Genomic DNA, 21,016 nt, shown 5'->3' with positions numbered 1-21,016 from the left:
ATTAAATCGGCCTTTCCGCGGTTTAATCCCCTCACCCTTTTCCTACCTATAAGACTGCCAGTATGATTTCAAAAATTTCCGCTTTGGCCCTGTCAGCGGCCCTGGCCCTGTCCCTGTCGATGCCTTCCTACGCCGGCGAAGGCCCCTTCCTGGCAGACCGGCACGCCAAGGCCGGGGTGCAGTGTTCCGGCTGTCACAAGGAAAATCCGCCCGCCAAAAAGGTCAAGACGGCGCAATGCCAGAGCTGCCACGGCGACTACTCGAAGCTGAAGGAGCGCACCAAGGACATGAAGCCCAACAACGTTCACGACAATCACCTGGGAGAACTGGACTGCCGTGAATGCCATCAGGGCCACAAGGCCGACAAGCTCGTCTGCAGCCAGTGCCACAAGTTCCAGTTCACAATGCCTAAAAAGTGACGACACGGACATCGTTAAAAATCATTTTCAGCGCTTTCCTCATCTTTGCGGACCTGCTCTCAATTTCGTCCTGCAAAGCCGCAGGAAAGCCTCTTTTCGTCGGAAATGTCGATTTCGTCCGGCCGACCGAAAAGGCAACGATCATTGAGTCCACCGTGGAGAGCCTGAGAAAAGGGTTTCGCGACCGCGACGTCCAAATGGTCGAAATCCCCGTTTACCGGCTGGACGAAGCGATCAATGACGGCAAAATCGACATCTTCATCACGAGCGCCGGGCAGTCCTTCCGGATCCAGCAGAAACACGGAACCCGGGTCCTGGGAACTCTCGTCACGAAAAGCTACCCGGATCCCAATCACAGCGAAGGTGCCGCCATTTTTGTCCGCAGGGATTCCTCCCTGCGGACCCTGAAAGACCTCAAAGGAAAGAGCCTGATTGCGAACACGCCCGTCGCATTCACGGGATTTCACGTTCCCATGGGGGAAATCGCAAAAATAGACGCCGACTGGGAGAATTTCTTTTCATCAATGAAATTCGTCGGCGGGGGAGCCGCCCTCGGGAAAGCCCTGGCCTCGGTCGCTACGGGGCAGACTGACGCAGCCTTTGCGCGGCTCTGCTACTTTGAGACATGGGCCAAAAGCCACCCTGAGCTTGCCTCGAAGCTGCGCGTCATCAACTCTCAGACGCAGAAAGGCGAAGCCTGCGTTCGATCGACCGAACTCTATCCCGACTGGACTGTCACGGCAACCGGCCGGCTGACGCCCGAAGAGGCGCGGACAGCCGCCCTGGCGATCATGAATATGCCCCCCGATGAGCATGGGAACACCTGGGGCGTCGCCACAGACTATCTGCATGTGGACCGCCTTTACAGGAGCCTGAGGCTTGGCAAGTACAGGTATCTTCGGGACTGGACCCTGACGCGCTTTCTGAATGAATACTGGCCGGCGCTCGCGCTGGCGCTGCTGTCGCTGCTGGGGCTGATTCTCCATTCCTGGCGGACGGGCTACCTCGTCAGGCGCCGGACCAGCCAGCTGCAGGCCCTGATGGCCAGGCAGAATGATCTGCAGGAAAAAGCGAGGGAAGCCTCCGAGCATCTTGCCGCTCTTCAAAAAATGGGAGCGCTCGGACAGGTCTCCGGAATGCTCGCCCACGAAATGAAGCAGCCGCTTGCAACCATCTCCTTTTACCTGGACGGCCTGAAGCTGCTGCTCGGCAAGGGAGTGATCGGCCCAGAGGACCACCTGAAGGAGCCGCTTGAAGAAATCGAACGGCAGACGAAGAAGGCCAACGACATTGTCGAGCATGCACGGCAGTACGCAAGGACAGCCAAAAGCGGCAGCCGGCGCGCCTGGGTGCATTTCTCCTCCGTCCTGAATCAGACCATAGAAAATTACCGGGTCTCGCGAAAGCGCCCTCCGTTGATTCAGAAAGACCTGGCCGCAGCAGACGTCTGGATCAAAGTCGATCCGCTGGAGATGGAGTGCGTGGTGTTCAACCTGCTTAAAAACGCAGGGGAGGCGGCAGAAACCGTCATGAAACCGACCATCCGGATCCAGACCCGGAGACAGGGGGACTGCGTGAGAGTCACTGTCATCGACAACGGGCCGTCTCTGACTGACGCGGACTTCCAAAAAATACTGGGACCCTCAGGCCCCAGCCTGAAGGCCGGGGGGCTGGGATTCGGGCTGTCCATCGTCCGCGGGCTGCTCGAGGCCTACGGCAGCAAGCTTGTCTTCGAGCGCGGGAGCGCCGGCGGGCTTCAGGCAAGCTTCGAACTTCCCTGCCGGGATCAAAAGCCGCAGGAAAAGGAGAACCAAGTCCCATGAACGAACTCAAGGCCATTCAGGAAAAAGCTCTGATCCGGATTGTGGATGACGAGCAGGACCTCAGAAAAGGCCTCTCATTCCTGCTGGGCTGCGCCGGATGGAAAAGCGCGGGCTACAAATCAGCCAAAGACTTTCTCAGAAACGACAGCCCGTCCGTGCCGGGCTGCCTTATTCTGGACGTCCAGATGCCTGACATCAGCGGCATCGAGCTCCAGCATGAGATGATCAGGCGCAACAACACTCTGCCCGTCGTTTTCCTTTCGGGACACGGCGACATCGACATGGCGGTGCAGGCGATACAGGAGGGGGCCGTGCATTTTCTGCAAAAGCCCGTCGACAGCGCGAGGCTGCTGGCCGCCATTGAGAAAGCGGTGCGGAAATCCCTTGAGGAAAGCCCTGTCGTCACCGACAGCGCCTCAGCGATGCACCGGCTCTCGCTGCTGACCGAACGCGAACGGGAGGTCATCAGGCTCGTCGCGCAGGGGCTGTCCAGCCGGCAAATCGCGGCGCGCTTTGGCATCAGCGAGCGCACGGTGGAGGCTCACCGTTCCTCCGCAAACAAAAAGCTCCATGTCAGCTCCACTTCGGAAGAACTGAAGGAACTTCTAAAGCAGAGTGAAAAATTCTCTGAGCCTTAAAGACAGGCGGGCGCTTAAAAAAGCGGGGCAAATGAAAAGGCCCGGGAGTGTGCGACGCTCGCAGCGTCTTGGCCGGGCCTTGTGGCGGAAACCAGCTTGATGAGGGTTTACTGACCTCGTGGTTTCTCTGCCTTCGTGAATATGATCTCACAGCGCAGCCCCCGGCAGCCAGAGGGCTTTTCCTGATGGCTGAACCGGTGCGCTTCGCAGGAAAATTGAAATGTTGTGCCGGTTTTCACCCGATGGAAGCAAAGGACGCTGCGCCCTCGACTTCATCGTCGTCGTCAAACCAGGTGATCTCCTCCCCCTCGTCCACTTCATCATCCTCGTCATCTTCGAAATCAATCTGCTTCCGGCGGTCCTCGTGCTCGAACTCTGACATTGCGGCTGCTCCAGTGATGTCTTCCAAACTTGAAGAAAAGTTAGCAGACGATTTTGACAAACCGGTGAAAGCCTCGAAATGAGCTACAAATCACCGGGGGCTGATGCCCCGCACGCGGCAGGCGGCCTCAAGCGCCCGAAGCGCCCCCGCAGCGAGCCCCCGGACTGAAAGCCCCTCCCCGCGGGGCCGCCCTTCTCCGGAGAAAAAACAGGAAGCTCGGCCTGAGAAGAGAAAGCGCTCGCTTAACTTTTCCCTGCAAAACAGACCGCTTGGTTTGCTGTTCGGAAAAAATTCTCTTTATCATCCTTTCTGTCAGCACTCCATCCCCGGGCCTGCGGGCATCAGCCCGGCTTTCCAGACGTTCACCGTACAGGAGGCATGGCTATGGAAACGTATGAGGCCGCTCACATGACGCTCTCCGACGAGGACTATATCGAGAAGTACGGCTCGCTTGACCGAGGCGTCGCTCTTCCGGAGCCTTTCGGCTGGCTCGTCTCGCCGGAGGCCGCCGTCGACGACACCGCTGCGGCCAGGGCCCGGCTCACGCTGCTGTCCGTGCTGCCCGATGCGCTTGAGAAAGCGCAGCCCAGCGGGCGGCGCGCCCAGGGCGCGGACAAAACCGAGTTCACCGCTCTCGAATACCCGCCCCGGGAGTCCGGGCTTCCCGGCCTTCCGCTCTATCTGCGCCGCAGGGCGGGCGAGGAGAACTTCGAGCTCTTCACGACAGCGCCAGCCCTGCCCGGGACCCGGGCGGAAGCGGAGGTCCTGGCCGTGCATGCCGACGAAAACGGCGTTTCAGGCGACGCCGCCCTGAAATTCGGGCAGGCCGTGTTCACCTGCGCGCTTCCGTATTTCTTCTATGACGGCCCCTTTCTCGAGCCCGGACGAAAATGCGTGTTCGAAGTCTCAGCCGTCGCGGCCGGCCAGAGCTTCGGCCCCGCCTCCGAGCTCGCCCCGGGAGAGGTCTTCAGCGTCAGCTCAGGTCCCTTTTACGAGCAGGCGCTGCAGGACTTCCTCTCGCAGCACCCGGGCCTCGGCAGGGAAGCTCTGCCGGAAGTGAACGTCTCCACGGAAAACCTGCAGCTCATCAGCCCGCACGGCAGCGACGCGTGCCTGATGGAGCTGCGCTGCAGGGCCGAAAAGGCCGCGAGGCTCGAATTCTTTTCTTCTGCCGTCCTGCGGCTGGACTGCGTCCTGGATCAGGCCTTCGGCGAAAGCCCTCTGGCAGTCTATGCGTCGGAGACGCCCGAATGGACCGTGGAAAAACTCTCCGGGCAGTTTGTCGCCGGTCTCTTCTGGGTCTCGGCCAGGCTTGTCCCGGAGTCGATCCCGAAGCACTAGCGAGGCTGCGGGCGCCGCGCTGAGCGCCCTTTTCCGGCCCTGCCGTCCGGACCGCGCATAAAGCAAAAGCCTGCAGATGATCAACCTGCAGGCTTTCAATCGATTTTCAAACGGGCGGCAGACGAAGGAAGATCAGCTGGCGGGGGTGGTAGGACTCGAACCTACGAATATCGGATTCAGAATCCGATGCCTTAACCAACTTGGCGACACCCCTGTCTTTTAAAGCACCGGTCGCTCGCGCTTCCGGCCCTCGCTTTCAACCGTCTGCTGACGCTTGAAATCTGGTGCGGTCGATGAGAGTCGAACTCATATGGATTGCTCCGCCACCCCCTCAAAGTGGTGCGTCTACCAATTTCGCCACGACCGCATGAATTCTTAAAGATCCTGAAGCAGAAGCATGTCTGCGTCAGAGGTTATGTATTTTACCTCGGAATCTGATTTTGTGAAGGGGTGTTAGGGATATTACTAGGATTAGCGGCCGGAGACGAGGCGTCCGCGGGAACCGAGGAGACCGTGCCCAGCACGCCGCCGCCCTCGGCCTGGCGCTCGAGCTGGTTGTGGCGGGCGAAGGCGCCCGAACCGAGCGTAATCGCAATCGTCGCGAGGAAGAAGATCGTCGCGACAATCCAGGTCATCTTGGACAGGAACGTGCCGGAGCCGGCTGCGCCAAAGAGAGAACCGGAGGCGCCGGAGCCGAAGGCCGCGCCCAGATCCGCGCCCTTGCCGTGCTGCAGCAGCACGAGAATCACCAGCGCAATGGCTGCGATCACCTGGACAGCCAGCCCAATGCTCATCAGAAGAGACATGTCTTTCCTCTTAAAACCTAAGGTTGTCAGCGCCCGCAGGCGCAGATGCCATAAAAACTTTCAGCCTTGAGCGAAGCGCCCCCCACGAGCGCCCCGTCGACGTGGGGCAGCGCGAGAATAGCCGCCGCATTGGCCGGCTTCACGCTGCCGCCGTACAAAACCCTCACTTTCTCCGAGGCTCCGGCGTCCGCCTCGCAAAGCGCTGCGCGGATCGCCGCGTGCACGGGCTCGATCTGCTCGAGCGAGGCCGCGGCCCCCGAGCCGATCGCCCAAAGAGGCTCATAGGCGAAGGCGCCGCCCGCAAGCGACTCAATCCCGCAGCCCCCGAGCACCGCCCTCACCTGAGCGAGGATCACCTCGGAGGTCCGGCCCGCCTCGCGCTCTTCGCGGGTCTCGCCCACGCAGACGATCGGGCGGATCCCCTGGGCGGCCAGAGCCTTCACCTTGAGAACCACCGAGGCGTTGCTTTCGCCGAAAAGCGTCCTGCGCTCGGAGTGCCCCACGATGCAGAGCCTCGCGCCGGCGTCCCTGAGCATCGAAGCGCTCACCTCTCCGGTGAAGGCGCCGCTGCCCTCGCGCACGCTCACGTCCTCCGCGCCGGGCTCGACCGCCTCGAGGCCTTCGGCCCTGAGGCTGCGCACAAGCCGGTCGAGAAAGACCGAAGGCACGCACAGGCCCGCTTCAGCCGCAGGCGCAGCCTGCCGCCAAAGCGCCGCAAACTCCTTCGCCCAGTTTTCAGCCAGGGCGAGGGAGCCGTTCATTTTCCAGTTGCCGACAACCAGAGAAGAGCGACCCTTCATGTCCATTGCCCGTCGATGAGAAAGATTTACTATTTTAGCTAAAAAAAGGAGGGGAAGCCAGTTCCCCTCCTGCCTCATCCGAAGCGCCTTTCAGGCGCCGGCCGCTCAGGCCTGCTGGATGTCAGGGCTGCCTTCGGCGGCCGCCCGCTTCTCATCGTTGATGAGGGCCTTGATCGAAAGGCGCACGCGGCCCTTCTCGTCGGCCTCGATCACCTTCACGCGGACCTTCTGGCCTTCCTTCAGGTAATCGCTCACCTTGTCGACGTGGACGTTGGCGATCTGCGAGATGTGCAGCAGCCCGTCCTTGCCGGGCAGCAGCTGCACGATCGCGCCGAAGTCGAGGATGCGGGTGACCGTGCCCTCGTAGACCTGGCCCACGGCCACCTCGGCGGTGATCTCTTCGATCCGGCGCTTGGCTTCCTGAGCCTTCTCGGTGTCGGCCGAGGCGATCGTCACCGTGCCGTCTTCCTCAACGTCGATCTTGCAGCCGGTCTCCTCGACGAGGCCGCGGATCGTGGCGCCGCCCTTGCCGATCACGTCGCGGATCTTCTCGGGATTGATCTTAATCACGAGCATGCGCGGCGCGTAGGAGGAAAGCTCGCGCTTCTGGTCGCCCACGGCCTGCTTCATCAGGCCGAGGATGTGCATGCGGCCTTCGTGAGCCTGCGCGAGGGCGAGCTTCATGATGTCCTCGGTGATGCCGTCGATCTTGATGTCCATCTGCAGGGCGGTCACGCCGTCCTCGGTGCCGGCCACCTTGAAGTCCATGTCGCCCAGGTGATCCTCATCGCCCAGGATGTCGGTCAGAATCGCAAACTTGTTGCCTTCCTTGATGAGGCCCATCGCGACGCCCGCGACCAGTCCCTTCAGGGGCACGCCCGCGTCGATCATCGACAGGCAGCCGCCGCAGACGGAGGCCTGGGAGGAGGAGCCGTTGGACTCGCAGATTTCCGAGACCACGCGGATCGTGTACTGGAAGTCGTCGTAGTCGGGCAGCACGGCGGTGAGGGCGCGCTTGGCGAGCCTCCCGTGGCCGATTTCGCGGCGCTTGGGCGAGCCGATGCGGCCGGTTTCGCCGGTGGCGAACGGGGGCATGTTGTAGTGGAAGATGAAGCGCTCGCGGCTCTCGGCGGTCAGGCCGTCGACGATCTGCTCGTCCTGCTTCGTGCCGAGCGTCGTGAGGGCAAGCGACTGCGTCTCGCCGCGGGTGAACAGGGCCGAGCCGTGGGTGCGCGGCAGCACGCCCATGCGGATCTCGATCGGGCGGACCGTGCGGGTGTCGCGGCCGTCGATGCGCGGCTCGCCGCGCAGGATGCGGTCGCGCACGAGGTGGGCTTCCATGTCAAAGAGGATGCCGTCGACCTCGTTCTGGTCGAAGTCGGGCTCCACGCCCTTCGCCTCGCAGTCCTTCCTGAGCGTCTCGTGCACCAGCTCGTAGACCGCGCGGATCTTCTCCGAGCGGGGCTGCTTCTGGCGGATGTCGTAGGCGGCCTTCAGGCCGTCGAAGGCGAGCTCGCGGATGCGGGCGATGAGAGCCTCGTTCTTCGCGGGAGGCTGCCAGTCCCAGGCGGGCTTGCCGGCTTCCTCGACGAGCTCGTTGATCGCATTGATCGCGACCTGCATCTGCTGGTGGCCGAAGGAGACGGCGCCGAGCATCACGTCCTCGGGCAGGCGGTCGGCCTGAGACTCGACCATCAGCACGGCGCGCTCAGTGCCGGCCACGACGAGATCGAGCTTCGAGGAGGGCATCTGGGAGACGTGCGGGTTGCAGACGTACTGGCCGTTGATGTAGGCGACGCGGCAGCCGGCGATCGGCCCCTTGAAGGGGATGCCGGAAATGGACAGCGCGGCCGAAGCGCCGAGCATGGCGGGAATGTCGGGGTCGACTTCAGGGTCGGCGGACACGACGGTGCAGATCACCTGGACTTCGTTGTAGAAGCCGTCGGGGAACAGCGGGCGGATCGGACGGTCGATCAGGCGGGAAGTGAGCGTCTCGTGCTCGGAGGGACGTCCCTCGCGCTTGAAGAAGCCGCCGGGGAAGCGGCCGGCCGCATAGGCCTTTTCGACGTAGTCAACGGTCAGCGGGAAGAAGTCCTGGCCCTCCTTCGCCTCCTTTTTGGCAACGACCGTGGCGAGAACCACCGTGTCGCCCATCTGGACGACGGCCGCGCCGGAGGCCTGGCGGGCGATCTCACCGGTGGTGATGGTGACGTCGTTGTCGCCGAAGCGGAAGGACTTGGAGACCTTGTTGAACATGGTCATGTTCTGAGTTTCCTTGTAAAGGGGCAGCCTGTTTCCCCGGGGAAAATCCAGTGGACGGCACGCTGCGGCATCGAGCTCCTCACAGCCTTCGAAAAGGGCTCCATGTCGCAACGCGAAGCCATCATCCCCGCGAACGGCGCCTGGTGAAAAAACAAAAAACTGCGGTCTGGCCGAACTCTTTTGAAATCGGACAGACCGCAGCGCCTAGAACCATCGCGGCAGCAGAATCACTTGCGCAGGTTGAGGGAATCAATGAGCTTGCGATAGCTCTCAACGTTGGTGCGCTTCAGGTAATCGAGCAGCTTGCGGCGGCGGGAAACCATCATGAGCAGACCGCGGCGGGAGTGATGGTCCTTCTCGTGAGTCTTGAAGTGCTCGGAAAGGCCGTTGATGCGGGCCGTGAGAAGAGCCACCTGGACTTCGGGGGATCCCGTGTCACGGTCGGCGCGCTGGTACTGCTTGATGATGTCCTGCTTGTTGATTTCAGCCATTTTTTCTAACCATAAAAAAAATAAACGGGCGATTTCAGGCGTTAGGAACCTGAATCGTGAAAGTCGCTATTGTATAGCAAAAACGGAGGCGCTGCCTGCGCAGCGCCCCGCGCCGCGCCCTCAGGGCGTCTGCTCGGCGAGCTGCGCGTTCATCGGGCTCACGGTCTTCAGCTTGTTGAGGGCCGCGATGTAGGCCTTGGCCGAGGCCGCGATGATGTCCGCGTCGGTGGCCACGCCGTTGACGATCCGGCCGCCCAGCGAGAGCCGCACCACCACGTCGCCCAGGGCCTCCGAGGTGCCCGTGATCGCGTTGACCGCGTAGAGGTCGAGCGTGGCGCCCGACTTCACGTGCGCCTCGATCGCCTTGAAGACGGAGTCCACCGGGCCGTTGCCGTAGGCCTCGGTCGTCACCTCGCCGCCGCCTTCGGTCATCACGACCTTGGCGTACGGGCGCTCGCCGGTTTCGGAGCGCTGGTCGAGGCTCACGAAGCCGTAGTAGTTCGACAGCGGCTGCGAGCCCGAGGGGGCAAAGAGGGCCTGGATGTCTTCGTCGTAGATCTCGCTCTTGCGGTCGGCGAGATCCTTGAAGCGCAGGAACGCCTCGTTGATCTCGTTCTCGCTCGTCACCGGGATGCCGAGCTCCTGGATGCGCTGCTTGAAGGCGTTGCGGCCCGAAAGCTTGCCCAGGACCATGCGGTCCCTGGCCCAGCCGACGTCCTCGGCGCGCATGATCTCGTAGGTCTGGCGAGCCTTGATCACGCCGTCCTGGTGGATGCCGGAGGCGTGCGCGAAGGCGTTCGCCCCCACAATCGCCTTGTTCGGCTGCACCGGGAAGCCGGTCACCGTGGAGACAAGCTTCGAGGTCGGCACGAGCTCCTTGGTGTTGATGCCGCACTGCAGCTGGAAATAGTCGGAGCGGGTGGAGATCGCCATCACGGCCTCCTCGAGCGGGCAGTTGCCCGCCCGCTCGCCCAGGCCGTTGATCGTGCACTCGAGCTGCCGGGCCCCGCCGATGTGCACGCCGGCCAGGGAGTTGGCCGTGGCCATGCCGAGGTCGTCGTGGCAGTGCACGGACCAGACCGCCTTGTCGGAGTTGGGAACGCGGGTGCGGATGTCGCGCACGAAGCTGCCGAACTGCTCGGGGATCGCGTAGCCCACGGTGTCGGGAAGGTTCACCGTGGTCGCCCCCGCCTCGATCGCCGCCTCGCAGATCCGGGCGAGGAAGTCGGGTTCGCTGCGCGAGGCGTCCTCGGCCGAAAACTCCACGTCGTCCGTGTACTCACGGGCGAGGCGCACGGCCTTCACGGCGTTCTCAATCACCTGCTCGGGCGTCATGTGCAGCTTCATCTGCATATGGATGGGGCTTGTTGCGATGAAGGTGTGGATGCGCCCGCGGGCCGCCGCCGAGATCGCCGTGCCGGCCTTTTCAATGTCGCGCTCGAGCGCGCGCGACAGCGAGCACACGGTCGAGTTCTTCACAATCGAGCTGATCTTCTGAATGGCAAGAAAGTCGCCCACCGAGGCGGCGGCGAAGCCCGCCTCGATCACATCGACGCCGAGCCGCTCGAGCTGCTGGGCGATGCGGACTTTCTCGTCCCCGGTCATGGTGGCGCCGGGGCTCTGCTCTCCGTCACGGAGCGTGGTATCGAAAATGATGAGTTTTTCCATCAGGTTCTCCAGTCTTCAGGCGGTCCCGGCGCTGCCCGGGGCGGCCGTTTCGCAGGCCGGGCCCCGGGCTCGCCCGTGACCGCATTTTTGATCAATATAGCGCATAAAAGACAAGCGCCCCATTCCCGGACAGAGGGTGTTAGAGCAACGCGATAATGTCACGGAAAACTACGGGACTATGTCATGGTCCGGCAACGCGACTCTGTCATAAGCCGGCAATCTGCATGACAGCCCCCGGCAAAGCGATTTTGTCACACAATCACTTCAGAGAGCCTGTTTTTTAGGAGTCGCACATGAAAAACTCGCTTCCTGAAAGAGCCCCGAAGTCCCAGACCGGCACAGAGGAGATTTTCGAACAGGTCGCCTACGGCCTGCTCTCGGTGCCGGAGGCAGCCAAAGCGATGAAGCTGAGCATTCGCCAGTTCTATCGCAGGCTGGCCGCCTGGAAAAGGGGCGAAGCCGCAGATCCGCCCCATGGCAACAAAGGGCGGCCCCCGAGCAACCGCCTGCCAGACGATATTCGTTTAAAAATCATAGAACTGGCAGTTACAAAATATCAGGATTTCCCTCCGACGCTCCTGACTCAGTACCTTGTGAAAAACGAAGGGATCAAAGTGTCGAAGGAAACTGTTCGAAAGATTCTGAGAGAACTCAGCCCTCAGGCCTCAGAGCAGGGGCTCAGAAGAGCCGGTCATTTTCTGAGGCGCAGAAGGTCAAGGTTCGGCGAGCTGGTTCAGATCGACGGCAGCCCGCACAGATGGTTCGGCCCCGGTCAGAAAGAGTGCTCATTAATCGCGTTCATTGACGATGCGACCGGCAGAATCGCCGCTGCCGGGTTCTTTCCCTCGGAGACCGCGGCGGGCTATATGACCGTGCTGCTCCAATACATCAGGGCGCACGGAATCCCCCTTGCGCTATACAGCGATCGGCACGGCACTTTCCGCGCGTTGGCTCAGGGCCGGTCCAAAAATGTAGAGGGCACACAGTTTCAGAGAGTCTGCGACAAGCTTCAGATCGAGCAGATATTCGCTCAGAGCCCGCAGGCAAAAGGCCGGATAGAACGCCTGTTCAAGACGCTGCAGGGGCGCTGGCCGCATGAGTTCAGGGTCATGGGAATCGAAGACATGGCCACCGCCAATCAGCGCATGGACGAACTGATCAGGGATTTCAATCAGCGGTTTGGAATCGACCCAAGAGAACCCCTGAGCGCAAACTGTGCGGTGGCTGAAGAAAGTATGCCCGAGATTGAACGCATATGCGCCTGGTGGCACGAACGCGTTCTGAGCAAATCTCTGAGCGTCTCCTTCGGGGGGTCGATCCTGCAGCTCAAGAATGCGAGCGCTCGGAAGTTTGAGCTGATGGGCAAGAAAGTCAGCGTCATCGAGTACCCGGATGGCCGTGCGCCGGAAATGGTCTACCGGGATGCACGGGGCAAAGAACATCTGCTCTGCTTTGAAGCCCGGAAAAGAAAAACGCTCGAGCGCACGGAATACCTTGAGTCATCGAAGACCATAGACGCATGCCTGGATCGAATCATTGAGAAGGAAGATTTGCGACCCAACGGCTTCGTCATGAAGCTGGAATGCGAAATGGCTGAAGCGAAGCAACGGCAGGCCCAGAGAAAAGAGCGTGACCAAAAGGCCCGTGAACTCGAAGAAAAGCTGAAGCAGCGGAAAAACAGATCTGGCAAATAATGAAATCAACACAGGCTCTCAGAAGATCTTTTTTCCCAACCTGCCCACAGCCCGCACGGGCTTCAGCCCATTTGAGGCGAGCGCCCGACAGAGCGTGGGCAGGGTGTTCTCCATGAAGACGATAAAGGGCCCCAGGGGGCTCTCAATTTCTGTCTTTGGCGGAGAATTTTTGGTGTCATAATCGCTTTGCTAGGGTGTGACATAGTCCCGTTGTGCTGGCATGTGACATTTTCCCTTTGCTCTAACACATTCCCGGACAGAGGGAATGGGGCGCCGGGGAACGGGGAGTGCCGGCCGGAAGGATGCCCCGCACCCTCTTTTTCCGGCCGGAGCGCCGTTACATGAGGAAGAGCCAGTCCCCGATCAGGAACGTGGGGACGAGGATGCCCATGCTCCAGGCCATGTACCCGAAGAAGGAGGGCATCTTCACGCCGCGGCTGCAGGCGATCGAGTGCACCATGAAGTTCGGGGCGTTGCCGATGTAGGTGTTCGCGCCCATGAAGACCGCGCCGCAGGAAACCGCCATCAGGGTCTTCGCGTCCACGCCCATCAGCACGGTGGGATCGCCGCCGGCGAGGTTAAAGAACGCGAGATAGGTCGGCGTGTTGTCAAGGAACGAGGAGAGCATTCCGGTGAGCCAGAAGAACACCGAGTTGTTGTAGGTTCCGTCGGCATTGGTCACCAGCGCGACGAGCGGCGCGAAGCTGCCGTCGTGGCCGGCCTTGAGCATCGCGAGCACCGGCACCATGCACACGAAGATGCCGGCAAAGAGCTTGGCCACCTCGAGGATCGGCCCCCAGGAGAACTGGTTCTTCTCGCGGACCACTTTCGGGGTGAGGATGACGGAGAGGACCGCGCAGGCGAGGAAGATGCCGTCGCGCGCGAGGCCCTGCCCGGTGAGCGTCACTCCCAGGAACTGCACCTTGAAGCCCGAGTCCCAGACGCCGGAGAGCAGCACCGCGCCGATCACGATCACGAGCAGCATGATGTTGACGGCGCCCGAGATCCGCAGCGACTCGTTCGCCTCCTTCTTAGGCTCGACCGGAAGGGCGCGCGGATGCTCCTTCTTCCAGCAGATCGTGTCGATCACGAGATAGACCACCGAGAGCAGCCCCACCGTGAAGACCATCGGCAGGAACAGGTGCTCTGCGGGCCAGAAGAAGTCCACGCCCCGCAGGAAGCCCATGAAGAGCGGCGGGTCGCCGAGCGGCGTGAGCGAGCCGCCGATGTTGGCCACGATGAAGATGAAGAAGATGAAGGTGTGCATCCGGTACTTGCGGTGCTCGGTCGCCTTGAGCAGCGGGCGGATCAGCAGCATCGCCGCGCCGGTCGTGCCCATGATGTTGGCAAGCCCCGCCCCGCCCACGAGGAAGGCGAGGTTGCCCGCGGGGCGGCCCGAGAAGTTGCCCGAAATGTGGATGCCGCCCGCCACGACGAAAAGCGTGCCCACGAAGAGGATGAAGGGCAGGAAGTCGCCCACCAGCGCCTCGTTGAGCGCGATCAGGCCGTTTTCAAGCCCGAAGACCACGCTGATCGGGACAATGGTGAGCACGGCCCAGGCAAGCGAGACCTTGCCGAAGTGGTTGTGCCAGAACTTGGCGGCGAAAAGCGGAATAAAGGCGATCGAGAGAAGAATCCCGGCGAACGGAACGGCCCAGGCGAGCGAGAGCTCCGCGCCGCTCATCTCAGAAGCAAAAGCGGCGGCCGGCGAAAAAAATGCGGCTGCAGCAGCCAGAGCCCGCACCGGCAGGTTGGAACAAGACATTTTCCGAATCCTTTTTTTAATTTACGGTCCCCTCCCATCCGAAGGGGGCTGATCCAGCGCGGCTTAAGGGTCGGAAGCCCCGCGGCGCAGCGGCCGGATGCTTTTTATTGTAGTGGATCCGCGGCCCCGCACCGAACGGGCGCGGGGCGTTTTTTTCTCCGGGCCTGCCGTCCCGGGCTGCGGCGGAGGCTAGGCTTTGGGCGAGGAGGCGGCCGCGTCCGGCTCGTCCAGACCGAAGACCTGCCGCAGGTAGGCGAGATAGGTCGGATCCTCGCACATGCCCTTTTCGGGCGTGTCGGAGATCTTCGCCACCGGCTGGCCGTTCGCCTCAATCATCTTGATCACGATGTTGAGCGGCTTCGGGCCCACGTCGTTCATGAGGTTCGTGCCGATTCCGAAGCCCAGGCGGATGCGGTGGTTGAACCGCCGGTAAAGCGCGAGCACGCGCGGAATGTCCAGCCCGTCGGAGAAGATGAGGGTCTTGCTCTTCGGGTCGCACTTGTTCACGGCATAGTGCCGGATCATCGCCTCGCCCCAGCGGAATGGGTCCCCGGAATCATGCCGCGCGCCGTCAAAGAGCTTGCAGAAATACATGTCGAAGTCTTTGAGGAAGGGCTTGAGCCCGTAGACGTCGGAGAGCGCGATCCCCAGGTCGCCGCGGTACTCCTTCGCCCACATGTCGAAGCCGAAGGTCTGGCTGTCGCGCAGCCTCGGGCCCAGGGCCTGGCAGGCCTGCAGGTACTCGTGCGCCATCGTCCCGAGGGGCAGCACCCCGAACTCGCGGGCGAAAAGCACGTCGCTCGTGCCCGAGAAATGGCGCCCGAGATGCTCGATGCAGTACTCGATCACCTCCTCCTGCCAGGCGCGCGAGAAGCGCCGCCTCGCCCCGAAGTCCGAGATCACGAGGTTGTCGTTGTCCGGCTCCTCGAGGATCATCCGGCACTTCTCGGCAAGCCTGCGGCGGCCCAGCTCGAAGCCGTCGGCGGGGATGCGGTGGCGGAAGTAGGTCTCGCTCACGATCGCGAGCACCGGGATCTCAAAAAGAATCGTGTGCAGCCACGGGCCCTTGATCGAGATGTCGATGCCGCAGGGATAGTCGTTCGAGGGCGAGACGCGGATGTACTTGCGCTTGAGGTGGAAAAGGCTCAGGAATTCGACGAAGTCGCGCCGGATGTACCGCAGCGAGGCGAGGTAGGCGAGCTCCTGGTCGCTGAAATGCAGCTCGCACAGGTGGTCGATCTCCTCGTTGATCTCGGCGACGTAAGGCCGCAGGTCAACGCCCGGGGTGCGGCACTTGAAGCGGTACTTCACCTCGGCTCCGGGAAACTGGTGCAGCACGCACTGCATCATCGTAAATTTGTAGAGATCGGTATCCAGCAAAGACTCGATAATCATCCAGAAGCTCCTCAAAGGCCGGGGTGCGGGCAAATTCAGGACCCGGCCCGCGCTGCCGGCCATTGTGGCACAACTGCGCCGCGGCGTTCAGCGCGCCTCTTCCACCCAGTCGACGAGATCGGGATCGGTCGCGGGGACGAGCCTCCGGCACTGGGCGTAAAGGCAGTCGCGCTCGAGCGCGCCGCGGCCGGGCCAGAGCCGGCTGGGGTCGAGCCGCGCGCTGCGCCGCTCGAAAAGGTCGCTTCTCTTCCAGTCAAGCCCCGCGAGGAGCTCGTCGCAGAGCTGCGGCGCGTTGCAGAGGATCAGCGCGTCGCAGCCTGCGTCCAGGGCGGCGCGGGCCCGCTCGAGGATCCCCCCGGCCACCCGGGCGCCGCCCATCGCGAGGTCGTCGGAAAACACGAGCCCCTCGAAGCCGCAGCGGCCCCTGAGCACCTCCGAGAGCCAGCGCCTGGAGAAAGTGGCCGGCAGCGGGTCCATGCCCGGGTAGGCGACGTGCGCGGTCATCACCGAGGCGAGCGCCGGGGCGAGGGCCCGGTAGGGGCCTGCGTCCTCGCGCACGATGAGCTGCGGGTCGCGCTCGTCCTCGGGCAGCTCCTTGTGGCTGTCGGCGCCGGCCCAGCCGTGTCCGGGGAAATGCTTCCCGCAACAGGCCATCCCCGCCTCGCGCATGCCCGAGATCATCGCGAGCGCGAGCTCGGCCACGGCCTGCGGGTCGCGCGAGAACGAGCGGTGGCCGATCACCTTCGAGTGCCCCCAGTCGAGGTCGAGGTCGGGCGCAAAGGAAAAGTCCACGCCGCAGGCGAGCAGCTCCGCGGCGAGCACATAGCCGTGGGCCCAGGAGGCCCGCAGCGCCTCCCCGCGGTCCCGCCCGTACATCCGGCCGTACTGCGCGAGGGCGGGCAGCCTCGTGAAGCCGCGCCTGAAGCGCTGGACCCGCCCCCCTTCGTGGTCCACCGAGATCAGGATCCCGGGCCTCGCGCCGTGGATCTCGTCGCAGAGGGCGCGCAGCTGCGCCGGGCTCTCGTAGTTGCGGGTAAAGAGAATCACCATGCCGGCAAGCGGCGAGGCGATGCGGCGGCGGTCGGCGGCGGTCAGCGCCGTGCCTTCGATGTCAATGACTGCGGGTCCTAGCATTGTGTGTCTGTGGCGGCGCCCCTTCGGGGGGCGCCCCTCGTTTTTCTGGGTTTTAAGGCTGCGTCAGGTGAGGCCGCGCCGCCCCGAAAAGAAAACCCGTCCGGGCGCAATCCCCCCGCCAGGCTTCAGAGCCTGTGCAGCTCCGAGAGGATCCGCCTCGAGTTGAGCGGCCGGTCGCCCACGGCCGCGGCGATGATCGAGCGCAGCAGCGACTTCGCCGCCCTCAGGACCGCCGGGTCCGAGAAGTGGCATTGTACGATTTCCCGCAGCAGCGCGGCGCTGTAGCGCGGGCCGCTGCCGCCCGCGCCGGCGCGCACGAGCTCCGCGCCGCGCAGCTCATAGGTCCCGTCCTCGAACGTCCGGGGCAGCCCGTAGCCCGAGAGCTCGAGCAGCCGCATCTCGAAGAGCCGCAGCGCCTGCTCGACCGTCTTCCCGCGCTCCTGCCCCGAGAGCACGCGAAGCGCTCCCCAGTACGCCTCGAAGAGCCCCTCCTGGGGGTCCTCGAGCGCGGTGAGCCGCATGACGAGCTCATTGAGGTAAAAGCCCGCGAGCAGCGCCTCGCCCTCGACGGGCGCAAAGTCCCCCATCCACCGCAGCCCCGTGAGCGTCTTGGTCGCGCCGCTGCCGCTCCAGGCCGCCTGCAGCGGGCAGAATTCCGCGAGGATCCCGCGCCAGGGGCTTGTCGGGCGCTTCGCGCCGCGGGCCCTCACCGAGACCCGGCCGAAGTCGCGCGAGAGCAGGTCGACCAGCAGGCTCGTCTCCGACCAGGGGCGCGTGCGCAGCACGAACACGGGCTGCCCGGAGACCCGCTCCGGGCTGCCGCGGTTGATGAAGCCCCCGATCGTCTGGAAGGACTGGGAAGACATGGCTCGGGCGCAGGGCTTTCGGGGCTGCTCTTGGCTCAGCTGTAGCCCAGGGTCTTCAGGGCCCGGGCGTCATCGCTCCAGCCGCGGCGCACGCGCACCCAGACCTCAAGGTGCGTGGGCTTGCCCAGCATCTGCTCGATGTCGGCGCGGGCAAGCCTCGAAATCTCGCGCAGCTTCGCCCCCTTTTCGCCGATCACGATCGGGCGGTGGCTCTCGCGCTCGACCAGCAGCGTCGCCACGATGTTCGCGTGCCGCTCGTCCTCTTCCCACTTGTCGATCGTCACCGCAATCCCGTAGGGCAGCTCGTCGCCCAGCAGCCGGAAAGCCTTCTCGCGCACCGTTTCAGCGGCGAGGTAGCGCGGACTCTTGTCCGTGTAGAGATCGGGGTCGTAGTAGGGCCCGTCCTCGGGCAGATGCCGCCGGATTTCCGTGAGCAGCTCCTCGCACTGCGTGCCCTTCTTCGCGGAGGTCGGGACGATCGCCGCGAACGGGAACTTCTGCATGGAAAGGGCCATGAGCGGCAGCAGCGCGTCGCGGTTCTTCAGCTCATCGGTCTTGTTGAGCACGAGGATCACCGAGCACTCCCGGGGCACGAGCCGCAGCACCTCTTCGTCGGGCCCCTTCCAGCCCGAGGCGTCGATCACGAAAAGCACCACGTTCACGTCGGTGAGCACGCCCCGGACGACATTGTTCATGTAGTGCGTGAGGCCGCTCTTGTAGCGGCTCTGGAACCCGGGGGTGTCGACGAAGATGTACTGCGCGTCCTCGCGCGTGAGAACCCCGAGCGCCCGGTCCCGGGTCGTCTGCGGCTTGTGGCTCGTGATGGAGACCTTCTCGCCCACCAGCCGGTTGATGAGCGTGCTCTTGCCCACGTTGGGCCGGCCCACCACCGCGATGTAGCCGCAGCGAAAGCCTGCGGGAACCTTCCTCGCGGGCGGCAGGACAATGCCCTCCTGTCCGGAGGCTTCGGCGGATTTCTCTTCTGTCATGACTGTCCCTTCTCCCTTTATCCTGTGCGCCCGGGGCGCGCCGCCCTTTTCTCTCCCTTCTCAGGATTCCACGGCCTTGAGCGAAGCGGCCTGCGGCAGGCTGCGCAGCGCCGCAAGCGCCGCCTTCGCGGCGTTCTGCTCCGCGCTCTGGCGCTTGGTGCCCTCGCCTATCGTGCGCAGGGCGAACTTCTCGATGAAGCACTCGCAGCGGAACGTTTTCGCGTTCGCCTGTCCTTCCGCGCTGAGCACCCGGTAGACGGGCAGCGGCAGGTGGTTGCCCTGCAGCAGCTCCTGCAGCCTCGTCTTCGCGTCCTTCGACATCCGCTCCGGAAGGTCCTCGAGAATGCCGCGGTAGAGCCGCAGGATCACCTTCTGCGCCTGCTCGAACCCGCCGTCGAGGAACACCGCCCCGAACACCGCCTCCATGGCGTCGGCGATGATCGAGGGGCGCGTGAGGCCGCCCGAGCGGAGCTCTCCGGAGCCGAGCCGCAGGAAGTCGCTGATTTTCACCTCGGCCGCGATCTCGTCGAGGGCCTTCTCGCACACGAGGTTCGAGCGCACCCGCGAGAGCCTGCCCTCCGAGAAGTGCTGGTCCATCTTGAAAAGCTCGTAGCCGATCGTGCAGCCAAGCACCGAGTCGCCCAGGAATTCAAGCCGCTCATTGTGGTCCGCGCTGAAGCTGCGGTGCGTCACCGCGCGCTGCAGCAGCGCCTTGTTGCTGAAGACGTAGCCGATGCGTTTTTCCAACTCAGTCAGTTCAAGCATTTCGCGCTCTTTTCCGCACACACTCACCTGAAAGATCCCACCCGGGACATATGCCCTATGTTAAGCCAGATGAAGAAGGCCCTGCCGATGATGTTCTGCTCGGGCACGAATCCCCAGTAGCGGCCGTCGTCGGAGTTGTCCCGGTTGTCGCCCATCACGAAGTAACAGCCCTCGGGCACCGTGGTCTCAAAGCCCTGATCGGTGTAGTGGATCGCGCCCGGGTTGGTCGAGGGGCCCATCGGGCTCGTGGCGTCGGGCGCGCGCGGGTCGAGCACGATCCGGTGCTCGACGCCCCCGAGGTTTTCTTTCTTTTCGGAAAGCGTGATCATGAGCTCGCGGTCGACGTAGTCGCCCACCGCGGTCTGCGGCTGCTCGCGCCCGTTGATGAAGAGCTTCTTGCCGCTGTAGACCACATGGTCGCCGGGCGTGCCGACGATGCGCTTGATGAGGTCGGTGCCCGGGGTGAGCGGATGATCGAAGACGATCACATCGCCCGCCCTGGGCTTCTCGCCGCGGGTGAGCCGCGTGTTGAGCACCGGGAAGCGCACCCCGTACTGGTACTTGTTCACCACGATGAAGTCCCCCGCCTCGAGGGTGGGCAGCATCGAGCCCGAGGGAATGCGAAACGGCTCGATCACGAAGCTGCGCACGACAAAGACGAGGAGGATCACAGGGAAGAGCCCCGCGGTCCACTCGAGCCAGCCGGGGCGGCGGCGCGCGAGGTAGCCTGCGGTCTTGCGCGCGTCGAGCAGCTGCGGGCTCTGCGCCTCGCCGGCATGCTCGAGGTCGAAGCGCTCGAGGGCCGCCTTTTCAGCCGCGATCCGCTTCTTTTTCCAGTAGAAGACGTCCCCCAGCCAGAAAACGCCGGTCACCACGGTGAGCGCCAGCAGTATCAGTGGAAAGTTCATTCCTTGCTCCTCTCTGCTTATCAGCTTCTTTCCGGGCCGCCCGTCAGGGAATGCGGCCGACCCGCTTCATGTTCGAGAAATTGGCCCAGACGAGGAACGCCCGGCCAACGATGTTCTTTTCCGGGACGAAGCCCCAGTAGCGGCTGTCCTGCGAATAGTCCCGGTTGTCGCCGAGGACGAAGTAGTGCCCCTCGGGGACGCGGCAGACTATGCCGCGGCGGCTGTAGCGGCAGTCCTGCCCGGCGCTCATCCCCGGCACCGGCCGCACTTCGGGCGACAGGCGCGGATCGAGCACGATGCGGTGGCGCCGGCCGTCGAGGTTCTCGAGCCGCAGCTGCTGCCAGCTCTCCTTCGTGCCCTCGCCCGCCCGCGAAGCGGGCAGGCGGCTCAGCGGCTGGCGCTCGCCGTTGATCACAAGCCTCTTGTCAAGATACACCACCTCGTCGCCGGGCAGCCCCACCACGCGCTTGATGTAGTCGAGCCGCGGGTTGACCGGGTAGCGGAACACGATCACGTCGCCGCGCGCGGGCTCCTTCGCCCGCACGATCTTCAGGTTGAGCAGCGGCAGCCGCAGGCCGTAGACGAACTTATTCACGAGCACGAAGTCACCCGGCACGAGCGTGGGCATCATCGACCCGGAGGGGATGCGGAAGGGCTCGAAGACAAAGCTGCGGAACGCAAGCACGAGCAGCAGGATCGGAAAGAGCCCGGCCGTGTAGTCGAGCCAGCGCGGGCGCCTCGCATGCGGCCCGAGGCTCGCGAGCCTCTCGGGCGCCCACACCCAGCGGTCGAGCCCCCAGAGGACCCCGGCCGCCAGAGTGACCGCCACAATGAGCAGCGTGTAGTCCATAGCCTCCCTGCCTTCGAGCG

The 21,016-nt window shown here is 63.5% G+C and carries 19 protein-coding genes and 1 tRNA gene; 5 read left to right on the top strand and 15 right to left on the bottom strand.

Annotated elements, in window-relative coordinates; genetic code table 11:
- The first annotated feature begins 62 nt into the window (after positions 1-62).
- The 3 genes from MUN46_RS05075 to MUN46_RS05065 are packed head-to-tail and all read left to right on the top strand — an operon-like array spanning position 63 to position 2,880.
- Positions 63-419: a cytochrome c3 family protein gene (locus tag MUN46_RS05075; protein WP_243377475.1), complete on the top strand. Its 357-nt coding sequence runs from the start codon at positions 63-65 to the stop codon at positions 417-419.
- Positions 416-2,242 carry a sensor histidine kinase gene (locus MUN46_RS05070; RefSeq protein ID WP_243377476.1) on the top strand — a complete coding sequence of 609 codons (1,827 nt, stop codon included), beginning with the start codon at positions 416-418 and terminating at the stop codon, positions 2,240-2,242. The genes MUN46_RS05075 and MUN46_RS05070 overlap by 4 nt, the downstream gene beginning before the upstream one ends.
- Positions 2,239-2,880 carry a response regulator transcription factor gene (locus MUN46_RS05065; RefSeq protein ID WP_243377477.1) on the top strand — a complete coding sequence of 214 codons (642 nt, stop codon included), beginning with the start codon at positions 2,239-2,241 and terminating at the stop codon, positions 2,878-2,880. Before MUN46_RS05070 ends, MUN46_RS05065 begins: the two co-directional genes overlap by 4 nt.
- A 235-nt stretch (positions 2,881-3,115) precedes the next feature.
- Here the strand turns inward: MUN46_RS05065 and MUN46_RS05060 are convergent, their stop codons facing one another.
- Positions 3,116-3,262, bottom strand: a complete 147-nt coding sequence (locus MUN46_RS05060) for a hypothetical protein (protein WP_243377478.1) — start codon at positions 3,260-3,262, stop codon at positions 3,116-3,118.
- Between the two features lie 384 nt (positions 3,263-3,646).
- Between MUN46_RS05060 and MUN46_RS05055 the strand changes: the two genes are divergently transcribed.
- Positions 3,647-4,603: a hypothetical protein gene (locus MUN46_RS05055; protein ID WP_243377479.1), complete on the top strand. Its 957-nt coding sequence runs from the start codon at positions 3,647-3,649 to the stop codon at positions 4,601-4,603.
- A gap of 282 nt (positions 4,604-4,885) precedes the next feature.
- Here the strand turns inward: MUN46_RS05055 and MUN46_RS05050 are convergent.
- From MUN46_RS05050 to MUN46_RS05025, 6 genes are all read right to left on the bottom strand, one after another.
- A tRNA-Leu gene (locus MUN46_RS05050) sits at positions 4,886-4,970 on the bottom strand.
- A gap of 55 nt (positions 4,971-5,025) precedes the next feature.
- Positions 5,026-5,409, bottom strand: a complete 384-nt coding sequence (gene secG, locus MUN46_RS05045; protein ID WP_243377480.1) for a preprotein translocase subunit SecG — start codon at positions 5,407-5,409, stop codon at positions 5,026-5,028.
- A 26-nt stretch (positions 5,410-5,435) separates the two neighbouring features.
- Positions 5,436-6,215 (bottom strand): triose-phosphate isomerase, encoded by a 780-nt coding sequence (gene tpiA, locus MUN46_RS05040; RefSeq protein ID WP_285230563.1) that lies wholly within the window; start codon positions 6,213-6,215, stop codon positions 5,436-5,438.
- A 99-nt stretch (positions 6,216-6,314) separates the two neighbouring features.
- Entirely contained in the window at positions 6,315-8,471 is a 2,157-nt protein-coding gene (gene pnp, locus MUN46_RS05035; protein WP_243377482.1) for a polyribonucleotide nucleotidyltransferase, read from the bottom strand.
- A 227-nt stretch (positions 8,472-8,698) separates the two neighbouring features.
- Positions 8,699-8,962: a 30S ribosomal protein S15 gene (gene rpsO, locus MUN46_RS05030; protein WP_237978203.1), complete on the bottom strand. Its 264-nt coding sequence runs from the start codon at positions 8,960-8,962 to the stop codon at positions 8,699-8,701.
- 120 nt (positions 8,963-9,082) lie between these two features.
- Complete coding sequence (locus MUN46_RS05025; RefSeq protein WP_243377483.1) at positions 9,083-10,633, bottom strand: 2-isopropylmalate synthase; 1,551 nt, start codon at positions 10,631-10,633, stop codon at positions 9,083-9,085.
- A gap of 290 nt (positions 10,634-10,923) precedes the next feature.
- Between MUN46_RS05025 and MUN46_RS05020 the strand changes: the two genes are divergently transcribed.
- Positions 10,924-12,324: an ISNCY family transposase gene (locus MUN46_RS05020; protein ID WP_285230533.1), complete on the top strand. Its 1,401-nt coding sequence runs from the start codon at positions 10,924-10,926 to the stop codon at positions 12,322-12,324.
- Positions 12,325-12,661: 337 nt separating this feature from the next.
- Here MUN46_RS05020 and MUN46_RS05015 read toward each other — a convergent pair whose 3' ends face one another.
- The 8 genes from MUN46_RS05015 to lepB (MUN46_RS04980) form a co-directional block, all read right to left on the bottom strand.
- Positions 12,662-14,089 carry a sodium:proton antiporter gene (locus MUN46_RS05015; protein WP_243376198.1) on the bottom strand — a complete coding sequence of 476 codons (1,428 nt, stop codon included), beginning with the start codon at positions 14,087-14,089 and terminating at the stop codon, positions 12,662-12,664.
- Between the two features lie 189 nt (positions 14,090-14,278).
- Positions 14,279-15,484, bottom strand: a complete 1,206-nt coding sequence (gene pncB / locus MUN46_RS05010) for a nicotinate phosphoribosyltransferase (RefSeq protein ID WP_243376197.1) — start codon at positions 15,482-15,484, stop codon at positions 14,279-14,281.
- A gap of 87 nt (positions 15,485-15,571) precedes the next feature.
- Positions 15,572-16,618: a beta-N-acetylhexosaminidase gene (gene nagZ, locus MUN46_RS05005; RefSeq protein ID WP_243376196.1), complete on the bottom strand. Its 1,047-nt coding sequence runs from the start codon at positions 16,616-16,618 to the stop codon at positions 15,572-15,574.
- A 125-nt stretch (positions 16,619-16,743) separates the two neighbouring features.
- Positions 16,744-17,484 carry a DNA repair protein RecO gene (gene recO / locus MUN46_RS05000; protein ID WP_243376195.1) on the bottom strand — a complete coding sequence of 247 codons (741 nt, stop codon included), beginning with the start codon at positions 17,482-17,484 and terminating at the stop codon, positions 16,744-16,746.
- Between the two features lie 35 nt (positions 17,485-17,519).
- On the bottom strand, positions 17,520-18,473 hold the full coding sequence (gene era, locus MUN46_RS04995; RefSeq protein ID WP_243376194.1) for a GTPase Era: 954 nt from the start codon (positions 18,471-18,473) through the stop codon (positions 17,520-17,522).
- Between the two features lie 60 nt (positions 18,474-18,533).
- Positions 18,534-19,238, bottom strand: coding sequence for a ribonuclease III (gene rnc / locus MUN46_RS04990; RefSeq protein WP_243376193.1), 705 nt, complete (start codon positions 19,236-19,238; stop codon positions 18,534-18,536).
- Between the two features lie 23 nt (positions 19,239-19,261).
- Positions 19,262-20,146 (bottom strand): signal peptidase I, encoded by an 885-nt coding sequence (lepB, locus tag MUN46_RS04985; protein WP_243376192.1) that lies wholly within the window; start codon positions 20,144-20,146, stop codon positions 19,262-19,264.
- 43 nt (positions 20,147-20,189) lie between these two features.
- Positions 20,190-20,996, bottom strand: a complete 807-nt coding sequence (lepB, locus tag MUN46_RS04980; RefSeq protein WP_243376191.1) for a signal peptidase I — start codon at positions 20,994-20,996, stop codon at positions 20,190-20,192.
- Between the last annotated feature and the right edge of the window lie 20 nt (positions 20,997-21,016).

The sequence above is a fragment of the Mesosutterella faecium genome (assembly GCF_022809315.2).
In the GTDB taxonomy this organism is placed as follows: Bacteria; Pseudomonadota; Gammaproteobacteria; order Burkholderiales; family Burkholderiaceae_F; genus Mesosutterella; species Mesosutterella faecium.
This window is presented reverse-complemented; position numbering and strand designations above follow the sequence as displayed.

Excerpts from the sequence above, each read along its gene's own strand:
- recO (WP_243376195.1), bottom strand. The coding sequence starts at position 17,484 with ATGTCTTCCCAGTCCTTCCAGACGATCGGGGGCTTCATCAACCGCGGC.
- lepB (WP_243376192.1), bottom strand. The coding sequence starts at position 20,146 with ATGAACTTTCCACTGATACTGCTGGCGCTCACCGTGGTGACCGGCGTT.
- pnp (WP_243377482.1), bottom strand. The coding sequence starts at position 8,471 with ATGACCATGTTCAACAAGGTCTCCAAGTCCTTCCGCTTCGGCGACAAC.
- rpsO (WP_237978203.1), bottom strand. The coding sequence starts at position 8,962 with ATGGCTGAAATCAACAAGCAGGACATCATCAAGCAGTACCAGCGCGCC.
- MUN46_RS05020 (WP_285230533.1), top strand. The coding sequence starts at position 10,924 with ATGAAAAACTCGCTTCCTGAAAGAGCCCCGAAGTCCCAGACCGGCACA.
- MUN46_RS05015 (WP_243376198.1), bottom strand. The coding sequence starts at position 14,089 with ATGTCTTGTTCCAACCTGCCGGTGCGGGCTCTGGCTGCTGCAGCCGCA.
- MUN46_RS05065 (WP_243377477.1), top strand. The coding sequence starts at position 2,239 with ATGAACGAACTCAAGGCCATTCAGGAAAAAGCTCTGATCCGGATTGTG.
- MUN46_RS05055 (WP_243377479.1), top strand. The coding sequence starts at position 3,647 with ATGGAAACGTATGAGGCCGCTCACATGACGCTCTCCGACGAGGACTAT.
- MUN46_RS05060 (WP_243377478.1), bottom strand. The coding sequence starts at position 3,262 with ATGTCAGAGTTCGAGCACGAGGACCGCCGGAAGCAGATTGATTTCGAA.
- era (WP_243376194.1), bottom strand. The coding sequence starts at position 18,473 with ATGACAGAAGAGAAATCCGCCGAAGCCTCCGGACAGGAGGGCATTGTC.
- secG (WP_243377480.1), bottom strand. The coding sequence starts at position 5,409 with ATGTCTCTTCTGATGAGCATTGGGCTGGCTGTCCAGGTGATCGCAGCC.
- rnc (WP_243376193.1), bottom strand. The coding sequence starts at position 19,238 with ATGCTTGAACTGACTGAGTTGGAAAAACGCATCGGCTACGTCTTCAGC.
- lepB (WP_243376191.1), bottom strand. The coding sequence starts at position 20,996 with ATGGACTACACGCTGCTCATTGTGGCGGTCACTCTGGCGGCCGGGGTC.
- nagZ (WP_243376196.1), bottom strand. The coding sequence starts at position 16,618 with ATGCTAGGACCCGCAGTCATTGACATCGAAGGCACGGCGCTGACCGCC.
- MUN46_RS05075 (WP_243377475.1), top strand. The coding sequence starts at position 63 with ATGATTTCAAAAATTTCCGCTTTGGCCCTGTCAGCGGCCCTGGCCCTG.
- tpiA (WP_285230563.1), bottom strand. The coding sequence starts at position 6,215 with ATGGACATGAAGGGTCGCTCTTCTCTGGTTGTCGGCAACTGGAAAATG.
- pncB (WP_243376197.1), bottom strand. The coding sequence starts at position 15,484 with ATGATTATCGAGTCTTTGCTGGATACCGATCTCTACAAATTTACGATG.